Genomic DNA, 15,574 nt, shown 5'->3' with positions numbered 1-15,574 from the left:
GCCGATAGGCCTCTAGAATTTGGTTCGGACGCCGAACGAGACCAGCCGACCCAGCGAGAAACCGTTGGTGTAGCCGGTCGAGCTGTTGAGATAGGGCGGGTCCTGATCGAACACATTGTCGACGTTGATCGTCAGCATCGAGTTCTTGAGCGCACCGCCCAGATCATAGGCGAAGAACAGATCGACGGTGTTGAAGCTGCTCACCCGCGTCTGGGGCGCAACGCCCAGCATCGGATAGCCGCCGCGATGGTTCAGTGCCGCGCGCGCCGTGAAATCGCCGACCTTCGCCCCCAACGCGGCGGTGAAGCTCAGACGTCCGGTCCCGTTCTTGAGGTTATCGTCGAAACCCGCGCCCTGAACCGCTTGGGTCTTGCGGTTGAGCGTATAGGTGCCGGCGATGCTGGCATTGACCGATCCGAACCCCGTCTGGCGCAGATAGGCGAGGTTAAAGTCGATCCCATCGGTATGGATCGCGCCCAGATTGGTGCGGCGCGCGTCCATGATCACATAGGGCGACGTGCCGAAATAGAGGCTGTCGAGGCTGGGCGCTCCGTTGAGCGGCCTGCTACCCACCAGCGCCTTTACCTGCGCCAGCGTCGGATTGGTGATGTAGAAGCTGCGATAACCCGGGTCGGTGAAGAAGACCGGCGACAGGAACGGCGGCACCGAAATCGCATCGGTAAAACGGACATTATAATAGGTCGCGCTCACCACAAGGCCCTGAACCGCCTTGGGCGTCCAGTCGAAGCCAACCGACCACGTCTTGGCCTTCTCAGGCTTCAGGTTGGCGTTCCCGCCCGCCAGGATGATCGTCGGGCGAAGGATATCGAGCGGCGAGCCGCCCGGCGCCCGAAACGGGCTGAACAACAGGATCTGCGCGCGCGCGTCAGAGAGGCTCGTCGTGTCCGCTAGGCTCGGCGCGTGGAACGAGGTGCCGTAATTGCCGCGGATCAGCAGGTCGTCGAACGGCTTGTAGTTGACGCCGACCTTCGGGTTGGTCGAGCCGCCGACATCGTCATAGCTGTCATGCCGGATCGAACCCGAGATCTGAAGAGCGCGAAGGCCCGGCATGCCGTTTCCCGGCCCCACCAACGGGATCAGCGCTTCGGCGAACACCGATTTCACATTGCGGCTGGTCACCGACGCCATAGCGTTGGTGAAGACGTTGCGGCGATCGAACGAGGCGATCGAATCGAGCTTCTCGAAGAAATACTCGGCGCCGACGGCCAGCCGAATGTCGCCACCGCCGATCGTCGCGACGCGTCCGTCGAGGATCGCGCGCGTCTGGAACATCTCCTGATCGGCCTGGCCGTAATTCTCGAAGTCGCGGATCGCGGCGAGTACCGCGGGGTTGCTCGCGCCCGGATCATAGGGATTGAGCGCGGTCGCCAGCGAAGTACCGGCGAGCGCGGCCGTCGCAGCGATCGCGTTGATGGTCGGCTCGCGGATCAGCGAATAGCTGCTGCCGTAATTCGCCTCGGTACGCAGTTGCCACCGATCGCTCAGGTCGATCGAGAGGCTGGGCGACACGCCCCAGCTGTCGAAGCGCGCGCGGCTCTTCATGCTCTCGCCGAACGCGTCGGCGAAGGAGATGGCGACGCTCTGCACCGGCGAAAAGCCGATCGGGCGGAAATAGGGGTTGGTGAAGACCATCGTGCCGGTGAACCCCGGCGTAGCATTCAGCCGCGTCGTATCGCGGCGCGACCAATAGGCGGTTGCCTGGAAATCGACGCTGTCGCTGAGAGCCTGGGTCAGGCCGGCGAAGACCGAGTGGCGTTCTTCACGCGGATAGATGTCGGCATAGTCGGTCGTGTCACACTTGTTGACCGTGTTGGGCGCCAGGCCGGGCGCGGCATAGCTGATGCCGCCCACCGTGAAGTTTCCCGGCGAACAGGTCGTCGCGCGAAAATCCTGCCCGCCGCGCGCGGTATGATCGGCGCGCACATAATCACGGTCGATGCCCAGGATATTGTCATGCCAGGCATAGCTGTACGAGGCGAAGATCGACCCGCTGCCCCAATCCTTGCCGACGGTCAGATTGCCGTCGACCGACTTGTAATCGTCAGCGATGCCGTAGCGCACATTGGCGCCGATCCCGTCGAAGCGCTTGCGGGTGATGAAGTTGATGACGCCGCCGATCGCGTCAGAACCGTAGATCGCCGAACCGCCATCGGGCACCACTTCGACCCGATCGATCAGATCGGGCGGAACGATCGACGGATCGACCGAGGTCTGGAGCACGCCCGCGCCGACCATGCGCTTGCCGTTCATCAGCACCAGCGTGGTGGTACCGCCCGAAGCACCGAGATTACGGATATTGGGCCGCACGATCGGGATCGACATGTCACCGCTGCCGCTGGGCACGGTGTTGAAATTACCCACCTGGGGGATCGAGGCGAGCAGGTCGTTCGCCGAGGCCGCGCCGCTGGCGACGATCTCCTCACGCTTAACGCTCACCACATTGGTGCCGGTCGGCGCGACGCCACGCAGCAGCGTGCCGGTGACGACGACTTCACCCTCCGCCTGATCGCTAGTCGGCGCTTCGTCGATCGTGTCGGGTGCGACGGCCGAAGTCTGCTGCGGCCGTGCGGCCGTCGGCTCAATCACGAACGCGCCGCCCGAAGCGGCGCGGGCGCGCAGGCCATGGCCGGCAAGCAGCCGATCGATCGCCTCGACCACCGAATAATTGCCCTTGAGCGCGGCCGCGTGCTTGCCGCGCACCAGCGTGGGATTGAAGATGATCTCGGTCCGGGTCTGACGGCCAAGCTGGGTCAGCGCCGACGACAGGCTCTGCGCCTCAAGCTGGACCGGCGCGCGCACCGCCGCCTGAGCCGCAGCCGGCGCGACCACCACTGCCAGCGGCGCGAGACTGACAAAGGCCAGCAGGTGAAGCGCGGATTGACGACGGCGATTGTGACGCATGTGGTTCCCCTCCCTTTTCAAGCTGGTTTCCACCAGTCTTCAAAAGGGGAGGACGTGCGCTATTCAGTTTTCCACATCGGTCGCCGAAGTTTTTTTGTCCGACGTTGTCGGCGATGCTCGCGCGATCACCATGCTGCCATCTGCAAGCCGCTCGACGCGGACGGGAAGCAGCTCGCGAACCAGCCCCGTGAAGCGATCGGCATCCCCCGTGCGGAACACGCCGCTGATCCGCATCCGGCCCGTTTCATCGTCGAGCACGCGGATCGAAGTCGCGGTATAGCGGCTCATCTCGGCGGCCGCCGTCGCGAGTGGCGCGTCTTCGAGCGACACATAGCCCTCGCGCCACATCAGCTCGCTGCCGACATCGACCGCCGCGACGCGCTGCGGTACGCCCAGCTCCGCCACCAGCGCCTGACCCGGCTTGAGCAGGGTCGGCGCGGGATCGGCGAGCTCCGACGAGGAGGAAGCGCGATCGACCACGACGCGGCCCTCGACCAGCACCACCTTCATCCGGCCAGGATCGAGACGGACTTCGAAAACGGTGCCAAGCGCGGTCACCCTGCGGCCCGCCGCCTCGACCGTGAACGGCCGACTGGCATCCTTCGCCACCTCAAATAGCGCCTGCCCTCGGGTCAATCGGACGAGGCGACTGTTCGGGGTGTACGCGAGTGCCACCGCAGTGTCGGTGTTGAGGGTTACCCGCGTGCCATCGGGCAGCTGGACGGTGCGACGCTCGCCCTTTGCGGTCGAGAAGCGGATCGCCGCCGGCTGAGGCGCGCTGGCAGCAGCAACCTCATTGCCGGGCGCTTGCCCCGGGCCACTGGCGACCTGAAGTTGCCCGGGAAGCAGTACCGCCGCCGCGGCAAGACTGGCCGCCAACCCCGCCCCCACCGCCGGGATCCAGCGGCGGCGTGCGGGCTTGGTGGCGAGTGCCGCCTGGCGCAGGGCGGTCAGATGCGGATCGGCGTCAGCCTGGTCGAACACGTCCCACACGCCATTGGCCTTGCGAAAGGCGCGGACATGGGTGTCGCTCGCCGCGAGCCAGGCGTCGAAGCTGGCTTGCTCGGCCGGCGTCAGGTCACCCCGGTCGTGCTGCAGCACCCAATAGATCGCAGCCTCGTCCGGGCTCATGCCCAGCGTCGGATTGGTGCGCGCGAGCGAGATCATTGGTCGCCCATCCGCTGAACCAGATGCGCCATGGCGCGCGTCATATGCTTCTCGACCGCGCTGACCGAGATGCCCAGCCGCGCGGCGATGTCGAGGTATCGCATCCCTTCCAGGCGTCGCATCACGAAGACCATTCGCGTCCGTTCAGGCAGTTCGAGGAGCGCGGCGGTGGCATGCACCAACGCCTCCCTGCCCAGTAGGACGCGCTCGGGCGAAAAATCCACATCGCCATGTTGCTGGCCGTCAAAGGTTTCGTGTTCCGTCTCGAACCGGCTGCGGCGGCGGCGCAGTCGATCGGTCAGCACGCTGCTCGCGGTTTCGAACACATAACCGCCGACCTTGTCGATGTCGTCGAGGGTCCCGCGCTTGGCGAGCCGCAGGAACACCTCCTGGATCAGATCCTCGATCTCGCCACGGTCGCGGATGCGGCGCGAGAAATAGCGGCTGAGCGACGCGCGGAACCGCGCGTCGAGCGTCTGGAGCGACACGTCGCCACGGTCCGAAAATGGTCTTGGGTTCGCGTCAGTCATTCCATCTCGCCTCGCGCGCGAGGCTGCAACGGTTCAAACGGCTTCGCAATCCAGGTTATGCCAAGAACCGCAACCGTCCGCCAACGTTTCGGATACGCCACGAATATGGTAGCTTGCTCTGCCGCGGCGCTCGATGCGGCGCGCAACGTTCACGGCTTTCCACGATTTTCTCGCCGATTCCCCTTGCCCCTTTCCTGTCCCATTTTAGGATAGTCCGGGACGAATCAGGGGGATTCGTCTGTTGACTTGCGTCATCGGGGGACAAGCGTGGAAGCTGACCGCGCACTCAATCTGCTCAACGACATGTTGTGGAACTGCATGGTCGTGGGCGGACCAGTGCTGATCGCCACGCTGTTGGTCGGGCTCGCGGTCAGCGTACTCCAGGTCGCGACCCAGTTGCAGGAAGTGACGCTAAGCTATGTGCCCAAGCTGCTCACCGCCGCCTTGCTGCTGATCCTGCTCGGCCCATGGATGATCTCGCGCGTCACCGATTTCGCTCGCGCGCTCTATCTGTCCATCCCCTCGCTCGCCGCCTGAATCCGCAGCGTGGACGATTTCACCGATCAGATCGTCGCCACCCTTCTCGTGAGCCTGCGAATCGCGCCCACGCTCGCCTTTGCGCAGCCCTTCACGCTCTTGCGTGTTCCCGCCAGTATTCGGCTGATGCTGTCGATCAGCCTGGCAGCTTGGCTGGTGGCGGGAAACCCCGCTGCGACCTGGCAGTCCGATTTCTGGGGCGCGGGCCTGCCGGTCGTCATCTTGAATGAGTTGCTGCTTGGCATCTCGCTGGCGCTTGCATTGCAACTCGCCTTCGCGGCGCTGCTGGTCGCCGGCCGCACGATCGACATTCAGGCGGGCTTTGGCCTCGCTGTGCTGGTCGATCCCGCGACCCGCTCACAGATGCCGCTGGTCGGCACGGTCTTCGCCTATCTCGGCGCGGCGATTTTCTTCGCGATCGGCGGCCCAGCGGACCTCCTGGCGATCTGGGCCGCGTCGGTCGATCGTGTGCCGCTTGGCGTAGCGGCGATGGCCGGCGCCGATCCAGGCGTGCTGATCGACTATATGGGCGCGGTATTCCTGCTCGCGATCGGGCTGGCGGGGCTCGTGCTGCTTGTGCTGTTTCTGCTCGATCTGGCCATTGCGTTCCTCTCGCGCACCATGCCGCAGATGAACGTGCTGTTGCTCGGCTTCCAGGTGAAGGCGATCGCGACACTGGTTGCGCTGCCACTTGCGCTGCCGTTGTCGGGGGCCTTGTTCGTGCGGCTCCTGCGTCTCGCACTCGAAACCGCACCGCGGATCCTCTGACATGGCGGGCGAGCAACAGGATCAGGATCGCAGCGAAGCGCCGACTCCGTACAAGCTACGCCAAGCGCGCGAGCGGGGCATGGTCGCACGCAGTGTCGAACTGGGCTTTCTTGGCAGCCTGATCGCGTTTGCCGCCTTCATCGCAATCGCCGGTGACGATTTCGCCGCTCGCATCGCCGACATGACCCGGCTCACTTTCGCTGCGGGGATCGATCGCGCAGCAGACCCGCAACAGGCGGGCGAGCTGATCGGCATGACCTATTGGACGATGCTCCAGCCATTGCTGCTGCTCGGTGGAACGGTGATGGCGGTCGTGGTGCTGCTCGAACTCATCCAGCTTCGGGGCTTCATCTTCTCAACTCATCCATTGAAGCCTGATTTCACCCGGCTCAACCCCGCGCAGGGATTGAAACGGCTATTCTCGATGCGGCTGCTCAAGGAGACGCTGAAAACGCTGCTCAAGGCCGCGGTCTATGGCGTCGCATTGTGGTTGATCGTCGCCGACGCGATCGAACGCTATGCGATCGCGTCTGGCGAGGGCGAGCGGCTAGCCGGAGTGCTCGCCGCGGCGGGCATGCGGCTGGCGCTGGTCTTCATCGCGATCGCGGTGTGCTTCGCGATCCTCGATCAGATCCTGGTGCGCGGTGAGTTCACCAAGCAGATGCGCATGAGCCATCGCGAGGTGACCCGCGAGCATAAGGAACGCGAAGGCGATCCCCGCATCCGCCAAAAACGCAAACAGCTTCACCGGGAATATGCAAGCCAGAGTCAGGGTACGGGCAACTTGCCCGGATCGGACATGCTGATCATCAACCCCGAGCATTTCGCAGTGGCGCTACGGTATGACGTGGATTCTATGATGGCACCGACCGTTTCGGCCAAGGGCCGCAACCGGATGGCGCTAGCGCTCAGGGCCGAAGCCGCGCGACTTGGTATCCCGGTGCTGCGCCGCCCCGAACTTGCCCGCGCACTCTATCGCCACGCGACGTCGGGCCGGGAAATCCCGCCCGCGAACTACGAGGCGGTCGCCGAACTCTATATCCAGCTGCGGCGCGAGGCCGCTGCCCAACCTCCTGAAGGTCCGGTCGAGTGATGTTCCAGCGCTTCTACGACAACAACAAGGATCTGGTGCTGGTCGGCGCCACGATCGCGATCCTGGTGATCCTGTTCGCGCCGATCCCGCCGGCGTTGCTCGATCTGGCGATCATCCTCAATTTCGGTCTTGGCCTGTCGATCATGCTGCTGACCTTCTATGTGGCGAAGCCAGTCGATTTTTCGACGTTCCCGTCGCTGCTGCTGGTGGCCACGCTGTTTCGCCTCTCGCTGAACGTCGCGGCGACCCGCCTCATCCTTACCGGGGCGGACGCGGGCGAGGTGATCGGATCGATCGGCGAATTCGCGGTGCAGGGCAATTTCGTGGTTGGCCTCGTCGTCTTCGCGATTCTGGTGGTCGTCCAATATGTCGTCGTGACCAGCGGCGCGCAGCGCGTGTCCGAAGTCGCCGCGCGCTTCACGCTGGATTCGATGCCCGGTCAGCAGATGAGCATCGACGCCGATCTCAACATGGGCCTGATCGACCAGAAGGAAGCAATCCGCCGCCGCGAAGAGCTCGAGAAGGAGGCGAGCTTCTATGGCGCGATGGACGGCGCGTCGAAGTTCGTGAAGGGCGACGCGATCGCCGGGATCATCATCCTGCTGATCAACATCATCGCCGGCTGGATCGTCGGCGTTACCCAGATGGGAATGGACTGGGGCGAGGCGCTGCATCGCTTCACGCTGCTCACCATCGGCGACGGCATCGCGACGCAGCTTCCGGCGCTCATCATTTCGATCGCCACCGGCATCATCGTCACACGCTCCGCGGCCGACAACAAGCTCAGCACGGAAGTGTTCAAGCAGCTGTCGTCCGAACCCCGGATCCCGCTGATCGTCGCAGCCGTCCTGCTTGCGCTGCTGCTCATGCCCGGCATGCCGAAATGGCCGATCGCGCTCATTGCGATGATCGGGTTCGGTGTCTGGTGGCGAGGCCGTCGCCGTGGGGCGTTCACCAATCCGGTGTCGGAGTCCGCGCCGCTGGACGACCCCGCTGCAACGTCTGCGGTCGCACCGCTCGAAATCAGGCTGGGTGCCACATTGCGCGAAGCCTGGCGTGAACAGGAGCCGTTGATCCTCGAACGCATCGCCGGAGTCCGGCGCGCGCATGAGCAGGAGTTCGGGATGCAGCTTCCTGTCGTTCAACTACTGGAAGGTGATGGTCTGGGCAGCGATGAATATGAGATTCGCCTCTTCGGATCGCGTTACGGCGCGGCCGAGATCCATTCCGACCGCGTACTCGCCATATCCTCCAAGGAGAGCCGTGCCTCCCTTGACGGCATCAAGGCCCAAGATCCCGCCTTTGGCCTGCCGGCAACCTGGATCAAGGAGGAGAACGCGGAAGCAGCCCGTGCAGCCGGCCATACGATCGTCGATCCCGTCACGGTGCTGATGACGCATTTCACCGACATCGCACGGACCGAAGCGAGCGCCCTGCTCACTCGAGCCGCCGTCGCGGCATTGCTGGATGGCGTGCGCTCGCGCCAACCCGGGTTGGTCGAAGAGTTGCTACCAAACACGCTCACCGTTTCAGATGTGCAGCGGGTGCTTCAGAATCTAGTTGGCGAAGGTATCTCGATCGCCAATTTCGACCTGATCGTCGAACATCTTGTCGATCTTGCGCGGACGCAGAAGGATCCGGCGGAACTGACCGAACTGATCCGACAGCGAATGAGCTACGCGATCTGCAATCAGCTGCGCGGGCGTCACAATGACCTGGCCGTGCTCAGCCTTGATCCCAGGGTCGAGAATCAGATCGCGACCAGCATCAGCACCAATGCCGGCCGTTCCGGCATCGCGGTCGAGCCCAAACTTGCCGAGCAGATCATCCGCAAACTCATGCCGCTCTCGGAGGAAATGTTCCGCCAGGGCCGCGCCCCGGTGCTGCTGTGCGGTGGCGAGACGCGCCGCCACTTGCGGTCGCTCACGCGCCGGAGCATTCCCAAATTGTCGATCCTGTCGGTCGGCGAAATACCGATGCGTATCAACCTCAAGTCATTCGACGTCGTCCGTCTGGAAGGGTAAGTCATGCAAGCAATCGACGGACATTCCGAAAGCCGCTTCGATCGGCTGATCGCATTTCTCGAGCAGGATCCCGACAACCCCAATCTCGCGGGCGATGCGATCGAGGCCGCGATCGCGGAAGATCGGCTCGGCGAGGCGGATGCGCTGCTGAAGAGCCGGGATATCGGTGAACCGCGCGCGTCCTATCTCAAGGGCCTAGCGGCGATGCGCCGGCAGGATTGGTCCGGTGCTGCTGAACAGTATCGCGGGATGTTCGATGCGGGCGAAGGTGCGCCAGCGATCCGTTTCAACCTTGCCTGGTCACTCGCGATGGAGAAACAGTCGGACGAAGCCCTGTCCTTCCTCGACGAAACCACGGCAGCGGCACTGCCCCAGGCGGCCGAACTTGAGGTTCGCCTTCGGCATGAGTTGGGCGACTTCGAAGCTGCCGAAGCGCGCGCTCGCGCGCTTCTGGAACTTCATCCCGAGCATCGCGGCCTTAATGCGGCGGTCGCGACCCTCGCGATCGATATTGAAGATACCGCGCTTGCCGCACAGTGTGCGGGCAAAGCCGGCGACCATCCTGAGGCCCTCACTACCCTCGGCACGCTTGCGCTCGAAACCGAGGATAGTGAGCTTGCCCGCAGGTTGTTCGCACAGGCGCTGGAGCGCGATCCCAAATCGCCCCGTGCCTTGATCGGCCAGGGCCTTTCGAGATTGATCGACGCTGATCAGGTCGGCGCCGCCGCCGATCTCGATCGTGGCGCCGAGTTGTTCGAGACTCATCTGGGCTCGTGGATTGCCGCCGGCTGGGCGCATTTCACGGCGGGCGACCTCGCAACCGCGCGAACGCGGTTCGAGCATGCGCTGGCGCTGGATGACAGCTTTGCGGAATCGCACGGATCGCTGGCCGCGCTCGATGTTCTGGGCGGTGATATCGACAGCGCGCGACGACGTATTGCGGTCGCACGACGACTGGACCGCGCGAGTTTTTCGGCAGCATTTGCCGAGATGCTGCTGGCCGCGGGCTCGGGTGACACCGAGAAATCCCGACGAATCTTTGAAGCGGCGCTTGCGACACCACTCGATGCGAGCGGCCGCACGCTCGCCCAGTCGTTCGCGCGACTCGGTGCGCGGTCGGGCTAGTATTGCCCGCCGAGCTGCCGGATCGCGCGATCGATCAGTTCATCGCCGCCCGGCGTATCGTGGACCAGCGCCAGCACCCGATCGACCAGCGTCGTAAAGGCCGGATCGGCGCCCGCCTGATCGCCAAACTCCTCGAGCAGTAGCGTTCTCACGATGAGGCGTTTGCGCTCCTCGGGGTCGATCGCGTCGAGCGACGCCAGCGCGCGTGCGCGATCGAGTGGCCGCTGCTCGGCCAGTTTCTCCGCCCCCGCTTTTGTGCCGCTGGTCCGCACGCGGCCTTCACTTGCCAACCGCAACTGCTCACGCAGCAGGAGCAGGATCTGCTCCGCCTGTCCGATACGGGTCACGGCGCGGGCCTAGTGCGTCGTGCCAGGTGCCGCGAACTGGCCGAGCAGCAGCGAAGCAGCGGACGCCTCGTCGTCAGCCTCATGCGAACCGAGCTGCTTGCGGCATTCCGTAATGATAAGTTGCATATCGCCGTTCAGTGGCGGATTCTCGTCGTTGGCCGCAATTCCAGCTTCCAAACGAGCGATTGCAGCTTCGAAATGATCGTCGATCAGTTCACGCAACCCGTCCGCGAACCGCGACAGATAATGGTCAGGCGCCAGTTGCTCGTTGAGCGGTTCCCAGGTTCGACGCGCACGCGCTGGCTCGCCCGAGGTCAATTCAAAGAAGCCGAGCTGAAAACGGGCGAGCGCATAGTCGGGGGCAAGGGCCACCGCCTCGCTTAGAGCCGCATGCGCCTCGATCGCGCGCCCCGCGCCGATCAGTAGCGAGCCGCGTAGAAAATGCAGCCGCGCGTCGCCGGAATAGCGCGAGAGCAACCCTTCAAGCTGCGCGAACGCATCCTCTGCGCCGCTGCCGAGGACAGTCATCAGCGCCGTAATTTCGTCGTCGGGGCAATTGCCGATCATGTCACATTCCTCATTCGTCGCTTCAGCTTTGCCAGAGCGGCTCCGTGAAGTTGGGAAACCCTACCCTTGGAGAGTTGAAGTAGTTCGGCAATATGCGTGAAGCTCACACCATCCTCATAGTGCAGACGCACGATCATCGCCTCACGGCGCGGCAGGCGGGCAATCTCATCGCGTAACACCGCTTGGAGCTCGCGCATCGCAAGCGTTTCATACACATTCGCGCGGAAGTCGGCACCGCCGTCCGGGGCGACCAGGCCGGTATCTTCGAGCAGGATCCCGATCGCCAGCCCCGAGACCAGAGACGATAGCGCTTGAAGCGCGTCGGGTTCGCCGGCCGCCTCTCCACCCAGCGCTTTGAGCCGTTCGCGAACCGCACGGCTGCGTTGCCGGTTTTGCGCCGCAACCTCACTATAACCGACCACGCCGTCGGCAATGCTTCCGGTTATCCTGCGTCTGGCGAATGCGCCGAATGGGATGCCGCGTAACGGATCATAGCGGTCGATCGCCTGAAGCAGGCCCTCATAAGCGAAATGCTCGACATCGCCCGCATCAGCACCATTGATCGCTCGGCGCCGGTTCTGGCGTGCGATGCTGCGTGCCAGGGCCCGATAGCGCATGAAGATCGTCTCACGACAGCCGAAATCCGCCTCGTACCGCAGCCGCCGCCATAGCGCAGCCTCGACGCGAGGCGGCACTTCGATGAGCGCAAGGCCGGTGATGCGCTGGCGTTTCATCGAAAGCTGCCAAGAACCCCTCGCAGGATCAGACCCCAACCGTCGATCAGGACGAACATCAGGATCTTGATCGGCAATGCGATCGTCGCGGGCGGAACCATCATCATGCCAAGCGCGAGCAGGATGCTTGCGACCACCAGGTCGATCAGCAGGAAAGGAAGCAGGATGACAAAGCCGATGGTAAAGGCCACGCGCAGCTCGTTGAGGATGAAGGCGGGAGCCAGCTTGAGCAGTTCGACCTGCTCGGGCCGTTCAGGGAGTGGCGCCTTCGCAATGGCATAGATCGCCTCGATATCCTCGTCGCGTGTCTGTGCGAGCATGAAATCGCGCAGCGGCGCACTGCCGCGTTCCATTGCCTGCTCGACCGTGATCGTTCCAGCCATCAGCGGTTGCAGCGCTCGCGTATTCAATGCGTCGAGCGTCGGCGACATCGTGAACGCCGTCAGAAACAGCGCCAGAGCGACAAGGACCGGATTGGGCGGTGTCTCAGGCATGCCGAACGCGTGACGAACCATCGAAAGGACGACGACGATCCGGATGAAGCTCGTCATGCTGACGACGATTGCCGGCACCACCGCCAGCATCGTGAGGACGAGCATCGTGCGCACCGCGTCCGTCCCGATACCGGCGCCTGCCGGTGCCGCGGCGGCCGGCCCGGCCACAAGCAGCAATGTTCCCGCCAATGCCACCGCAAGCCGCCGATTCATGCGTCGGCGCTTCGAAGTACAGGTTGTTCGCGCAGCAGTTGCTGCTGCTGGGCCGAGCAGAGCACGACATATTCTGTCTCGTCACAGCGGACCAGACAGAGGTCCGCATGCGCGCTAATCCGGCGGGACTCGATGACTTGTATGCGCTGAACGCCAGCCGGCCCTCTCCTCAGTAGGCCTCGCAGCAGAGCCGGGTCAACGCGACCGCCGTTGCGCTTCAGCAGGATTATGACCGACACGGCTATGCCCAGGCAGAGCAGCAGCGAAATCACGATGCGGGTCAGCGAGAGATCGAGTCCGCCCCCTCCCCCTAGGCGCGGCGCGTTGGCGCAGGCGGGGCCGCTCCAAAGCAGGAACGCAGTGAAGCCGGCCGCGTCACGCCAGCGCTTCATTCGGGCCATTGGGCAATCTCGGTGAGGCGCACGCCGAACTTCTCTCCGACAGCCACGAGTTCGCCGCGTGCAACCAACGCGTCACCCAGTCTGAGCTCGACGGTCTCGTTCAGCACGGTGTCGAGCGTGACCGCGTCACCCGGTTGAAGCGCCGCTAGTTCAGCGACGGTAAGGCGGGCGGTGCCGAGAAGAGCCTCAAGCTCGACCCCCACATTCTCGATGATCTTGGCGCTCACTCGCCCTGACTGGTCTGCGGATACGCTGGACGCTACATTTTTGGTCACGGGTTTCTTCCGATGATGGGTGCGGTGATTTCGAGGTGGAGGCTGTCGGCTTCGCGCGCGACAGTACAGGTGCCCCCGGGAGCCGCTGCGCGATTGACGGTCAACGGCAAGGATGCGGAAAGGTCGCGATCGAGTACCAACACGTCACCGGGCGAAAGCGATCTGAGCTCGGCTAGCGTAATCGCGCAGGATCCAAGGCGTGCCGCCAGTTCGATTTCAAATGGCGCCAGGGCCAACCCGGGGGAAACCAGATTCGACCTGGACGAAGCCGGTGGAAGCAACCGCTGCAGCAACGCGATTCTTTCAGCCTCGGACATGACGAATGCCAGGCGAACGGATGTACGTCCGCAATCGATTGTCCAGCCGGCGCCGGCCGCGAGCGCCAGCGTCGCTCCGGCGGAATCCGCGGTCGTCGTGCTTTCCAGCTCGAGGTCCCTGACCAGAGCCCCACGCAACGCGGCGCGGCATTCCTCACCGATCGCGCCGAGCACAGCTTGATCGGCCTCGCCCTCCTGTCCGAGCGCATCCATGTGCAGCGCCCGCCTCGCCATCGCCCGCCCTGATTCCTCCGGGATGACGAGCCAGGCGCCGCGGGCGCACGATTGTGGCTTCGCAGCGTTCCAAACCGCGCCCCGCACGCCGGCGGAAACCACGACATCATCGTCACCAAACCACGCGCGCGACCATTCCCGCACGACACCGTCTATGCGCTGATCGACCTTCCCGAAGTTAGTGCCGGGCGGGAGCCAGGATCTCGCCTCGCTCATCCCTGGCCACGAATCCCGAAGAGCTGCTGGATCATGTCGTTGGACACGCTCACAATCTGTGAGGAGGCCTGGAAACCGCGCTGGATCAGGATGAGGTCACCGAACTGACGTGACAGGTCGACGTTCGAGGCCTCGAGCCGTTTGCCGACGACCTGCCCGACGCGGGCGTCTGTGCTCGACATGAATTCAACCTGCCCGCTACCGATCTTTCCGAACAGGCCAGCGCCCTTCTGCTCGAGCACCTGCGGATCACGGAAGTCGGCGATGGCGACTGCACCCATTTGTACTTTTTGCTCGTTCGAATAGCCCAGTTCGATTTGTCCCTGAGCGTTGACCCCGACGCTCGTCAGCGCACCGGTGGGATAGCCGTCGATCGACGCGGTCCCGAGTGTCGATACGTCGGCACCCGAATAGGATGTGACGCCGCTCGAAAAGTCGAAGGTCACGGACAATCCGGCGTTGGTGTCGGCGATGTCGAAGCGCGCCGTTGTCGGGTCGACGATCCCATTGACGAACTTCAGCGCCTTGGTGACCGACAGGGTTCCCTTGTCGTTGGTGACGGTCACTTTCCAGTTCCCCGCGCCGGCCGCCGTATCCTTCTCGAACTGTGCCTTCCACACATGCGTCGTCCCGCTGGGGTCATGCACCTTGATGTTGCTGACGCTGTATGCGGTGGTCGCGGTCGAGGAGAGGTTGTTGGTGAACTTGACGGTCGTCGTCTTCTTCGGCGCGCTCGTCCGCGAAACATCGATCGAAAGCGCGACCGGCTGGTTCGAGCTATCGAGGGTCGCCAGGCGATATTGAGTACCGGTAAGGACGATGAACCCCTCCTTGTCGATGCTGAAGCTCCCCGTCGTCGCGTAGAGCATCTCGTTGCCGTCGAAGAGCACGAGGAAGCCGGTACCGTCGACCGTCAGGTCAAGGTCGCGGTCCGTCTGGCGAAGCTCTCCCTGGCGCAGGTCGATCTGCGACTTTCCGGTACCGACGCCACCGCCAGTGGCTTGGCCCTCAAGTGAGAAGGACAGTCCGCCCTGATCGCTTCTGCCAGCGTAATTCTCGAACGTGACCGTTTGCCCCTTGAACCCCGACGTGTTGAGGTTGGTGACATTGTTGCTGACTTGTTTCAGCCCGTTCGAATAGGCGTTGAGCCCGCTGAGACCCACATAGATCGCGCCGAACATCTACTTCTTCTCCCTCACCTGGGTAATGCTTCCGATGGCGAGTCCGCTGATGGTTCGCCCGTCGCTGGTCTGAATCGTCACGGTCGGCGCGCCGCTCTGAAATGCGACGGCGGTGACCTTCCCCGAAAGCGTCGCATTTCCAGCCGGCACGTCGACCTCACGACCCAACAGCCCCGTCGCCTGATTGGTCGCCTGCGCCGAGACCAGCGCCTCAAGACGATCATTCATCGTCTGCGCCTGCTGAATCTGAGAGAATTGGGCGAGCTGCGAAACGAACTCAAAATTGTCCATCGGCTTCAGCGGATCCTGATAGGTCAGCTGTGTCAGGATGATCTTGAGCAACGCGTCGAAACTCAGTCCGAAAGCGTTCGTCGCCGCGTTTCCGGCAGCCGGCTGCTGCGCCTGAGCATCGATGGCACCAACCTGCAT

The 15,574-nt window shown here is 63.7% G+C and carries 17 protein-coding genes; 5 read left to right on the top strand and 12 right to left on the bottom strand.

Going from position 1 to position 15,574, the window contains the following annotated elements:
- Nucleotides 1–12: 12 nt before the first annotated feature.
- From AC07M1_RS08460 to AC07M1_RS08450, 3 genes are all read right to left on the bottom strand, one after another.
- Nucleotides 13–2,922 (bottom strand): TonB-dependent receptor, encoded by a 2,910-nt coding sequence (locus AC07M1_RS08460; protein ID WP_495162103.1) that lies wholly within the window; start codon nt 2,920–2,922, stop codon nt 13–15.
- A 63-nt stretch (nt 2,923–2,985) separates the two neighbouring features.
- Nucleotides 2,986–4,089 carry a FecR family protein gene (locus tag AC07M1_RS08455; RefSeq protein ID WP_495162102.1) on the bottom strand — a complete coding sequence of 368 codons (1,104 nt, stop codon included), beginning with the start codon at nt 4,087–4,089 and terminating at the stop codon, nt 2,986–2,988.
- Nucleotides 4,086–4,619 (bottom strand): RNA polymerase sigma factor, encoded by a 534-nt coding sequence (locus tag AC07M1_RS08450; RefSeq protein ID WP_495162101.1) that lies wholly within the window; start codon nt 4,617–4,619, stop codon nt 4,086–4,088. Before AC07M1_RS08450 ends, AC07M1_RS08455 begins: the two co-directional genes overlap by 4 nt.
- Nucleotides 4,620–4,886: 267 nt before the next feature.
- Between AC07M1_RS08450 and AC07M1_RS08445 the strand changes: the two genes are divergently transcribed.
- Genes AC07M1_RS08445 through AC07M1_RS08425 form a run of 5 tightly spaced genes read left to right on the top strand, consistent with a single transcriptional unit; the run spans nt 4,887 to nt 10,166 of the window.
- Nucleotides 4,887–5,156 carry a flagellar biosynthetic protein FliQ gene (locus tag AC07M1_RS08445; protein ID WP_495162100.1) on the top strand — a complete coding sequence of 90 codons (270 nt, stop codon included), beginning with the start codon at nt 4,887–4,889 and terminating at the stop codon, nt 5,154–5,156.
- 9 nt (nt 5,157–5,165) lie between these two features.
- Entirely contained in the window at nt 5,166–5,924 is a 759-nt protein-coding gene (locus AC07M1_RS08440; RefSeq protein WP_495162099.1) for a flagellar biosynthetic protein FliR, read from the top strand.
- Between the two features lies 1 nt (nt 5,925).
- Nucleotides 5,926–7,017: an EscU/YscU/HrcU family type III secretion system export apparatus switch protein gene (locus AC07M1_RS08435; protein ID WP_495162098.1), complete on the top strand. Its 1,092-nt coding sequence runs from the start codon at nt 5,926–5,928 to the stop codon at nt 7,015–7,017.
- Nucleotides 7,017–9,041 carry a flagellar biosynthesis protein FlhA gene (locus tag AC07M1_RS08430; RefSeq protein WP_495162097.1) on the top strand — a complete coding sequence of 675 codons (2,025 nt, stop codon included), beginning with the start codon at nt 7,017–7,019 and terminating at the stop codon, nt 9,039–9,041. The genes AC07M1_RS08435 and AC07M1_RS08430 overlap by 1 nt, the downstream gene beginning before the upstream one ends.
- A 3-nt stretch (nt 9,042–9,044) precedes the next feature.
- Nucleotides 9,045–10,166, top strand: coding sequence for a tetratricopeptide repeat protein (locus tag AC07M1_RS08425; protein ID WP_495162096.1), 1,122 nt, complete (start codon nt 9,045–9,047; stop codon nt 10,164–10,166).
- Here the strand turns inward: AC07M1_RS08425 and AC07M1_RS08420 are convergent.
- The 9 genes from AC07M1_RS08420 to AC07M1_RS08380 are packed head-to-tail and all read right to left on the bottom strand — an operon-like array spanning nt 10,163 to nt 15,574.
- A complete protein-coding gene (locus AC07M1_RS08420) occupies nt 10,163–10,513 on the bottom strand; it encodes a hypothetical protein (protein ID WP_495162095.1) in 351 nt (116 codons plus the stop codon). The two genes, AC07M1_RS08425 and AC07M1_RS08420, sit on opposite strands and share 4 nt — an antisense overlap.
- A 9-nt stretch (nt 10,514–10,522) precedes the next feature.
- Nucleotides 10,523–11,080, bottom strand: coding sequence for a tetratricopeptide repeat protein (locus tag AC07M1_RS08415; protein ID WP_495162094.1), 558 nt, complete (start codon nt 11,078–11,080; stop codon nt 10,523–10,525).
- Nucleotides 11,077–11,814, bottom strand: coding sequence for a sigma-70 family RNA polymerase sigma factor (locus tag AC07M1_RS08410; protein WP_495162093.1), 738 nt, complete (start codon nt 11,812–11,814; stop codon nt 11,077–11,079). Before AC07M1_RS08410 ends, AC07M1_RS08415 begins: the two co-directional genes overlap by 4 nt.
- A complete protein-coding gene (fliP, locus tag AC07M1_RS08405) occupies nt 11,811–12,521 on the bottom strand; it encodes a flagellar type III secretion system pore protein FliP (RefSeq protein WP_495162092.1) in 711 nt (236 codons plus the stop codon). The genes AC07M1_RS08410 and fliP overlap by 4 nt, the downstream gene beginning before the upstream one ends.
- Entirely contained in the window at nt 12,518–12,913 is a 396-nt protein-coding gene (locus AC07M1_RS08400; protein ID WP_495162091.1) for a hypothetical protein, read from the bottom strand. The genes fliP and AC07M1_RS08400 overlap by 4 nt, the downstream gene beginning before the upstream one ends.
- On the bottom strand, nt 12,910–13,149 hold the full coding sequence (locus AC07M1_RS08395; RefSeq protein WP_495162090.1) for a FliM/FliN family flagellar motor switch protein: 240 nt from the start codon (nt 13,147–13,149) through the stop codon (nt 12,910–12,912). Before AC07M1_RS08395 ends, AC07M1_RS08400 begins: the two co-directional genes overlap by 4 nt.
- A 44-nt stretch (nt 13,150–13,193) precedes the next feature.
- Nucleotides 13,194–13,964 (bottom strand): FliM/FliN family flagellar motor C-terminal domain-containing protein, encoded by a 771-nt coding sequence (locus AC07M1_RS08390; protein WP_495162089.1) that lies wholly within the window; start codon nt 13,962–13,964, stop codon nt 13,194–13,196.
- On the bottom strand, nt 13,961–15,145 hold the full coding sequence (locus AC07M1_RS08385; RefSeq protein ID WP_495162088.1) for a flagellar hook-basal body complex protein: 1,185 nt from the start codon (nt 15,143–15,145) through the stop codon (nt 13,961–13,963). The genes AC07M1_RS08390 and AC07M1_RS08385 overlap by 4 nt, the downstream gene beginning before the upstream one ends.
- A complete protein-coding gene (locus tag AC07M1_RS08380; RefSeq protein WP_495162087.1) occupies nt 15,146–15,574 on the bottom strand; it encodes a flagellar hook assembly protein FlgD in 429 nt (142 codons plus the stop codon).

The sequence above is a fragment of the Sphingomonas sp. GW821-FHT10C01 genome (assembly GCF_059415525.1).
Note: the sequence above shows the minus strand (reverse complement) of the source record. Positions and strands in the feature narration are given on the sequence as shown.

What these genes read in the sequence shown, in the direction of transcription:
- AC07M1_RS08450 (WP_495162101.1), bottom strand. Translation starts at nt 4,619, where the DNA reads ATGACTGACGCGAACCCAAGACCATTTTCGGACCGTGGCGACGTGTCG.
- AC07M1_RS08425 (WP_495162096.1), top strand. Translation starts at nt 9,045, where the DNA reads ATGCAAGCAATCGACGGACATTCCGAAAGCCGCTTCGATCGGCTGATC.
- AC07M1_RS08455 (WP_495162102.1), bottom strand. Translation starts at nt 4,089, where the DNA reads ATGATCTCGCTCGCGCGCACCAATCCGACGCTGGGCATGAGCCCGGAC.
- AC07M1_RS08400 (WP_495162091.1), bottom strand. Translation starts at nt 12,913, where the DNA reads ATGAAGCGCTGGCGTGACGCGGCCGGCTTCACTGCGTTCCTGCTTTGG.
- AC07M1_RS08385 (WP_495162088.1), bottom strand. Translation starts at nt 15,145, where the DNA reads ATGTTCGGCGCGATCTATGTGGGTCTCAGCGGGCTCAACGCCTATTCG.
- AC07M1_RS08380 (WP_495162087.1), bottom strand. Translation starts at nt 15,574, where the DNA reads ATGCAGGTTGGTGCCATCGATGCTCAGGCGCAGCAGCCGGCTGCCGGA.
- AC07M1_RS08435 (WP_495162098.1), top strand. Translation starts at nt 5,926, where the DNA reads ATGGCGGGCGAGCAACAGGATCAGGATCGCAGCGAAGCGCCGACTCCG.
- AC07M1_RS08430 (WP_495162097.1), top strand. Translation starts at nt 7,017, where the DNA reads ATGTTCCAGCGCTTCTACGACAACAACAAGGATCTGGTGCTGGTCGGC.
- AC07M1_RS08410 (WP_495162093.1), bottom strand. Translation starts at nt 11,814, where the DNA reads ATGAAACGCCAGCGCATCACCGGCCTTGCGCTCATCGAAGTGCCGCCT.
- fliP (WP_495162092.1), bottom strand. Translation starts at nt 12,521, where the DNA reads ATGAATCGGCGGCTTGCGGTGGCATTGGCGGGAACATTGCTGCTTGTG.
- AC07M1_RS08460 (WP_495162103.1), bottom strand. Translation starts at nt 2,922, where the DNA reads ATGCGTCACAATCGCCGTCGTCAATCCGCGCTTCACCTGCTGGCCTTT.
- AC07M1_RS08390 (WP_495162089.1), bottom strand. Translation starts at nt 13,964, where the DNA reads ATGAGCGAGGCGAGATCCTGGCTCCCGCCCGGCACTAACTTCGGGAAG.
- AC07M1_RS08415 (WP_495162094.1), bottom strand. Translation starts at nt 11,080, where the DNA reads ATGATCGGCAATTGCCCCGACGACGAAATTACGGCGCTGATGACTGTC.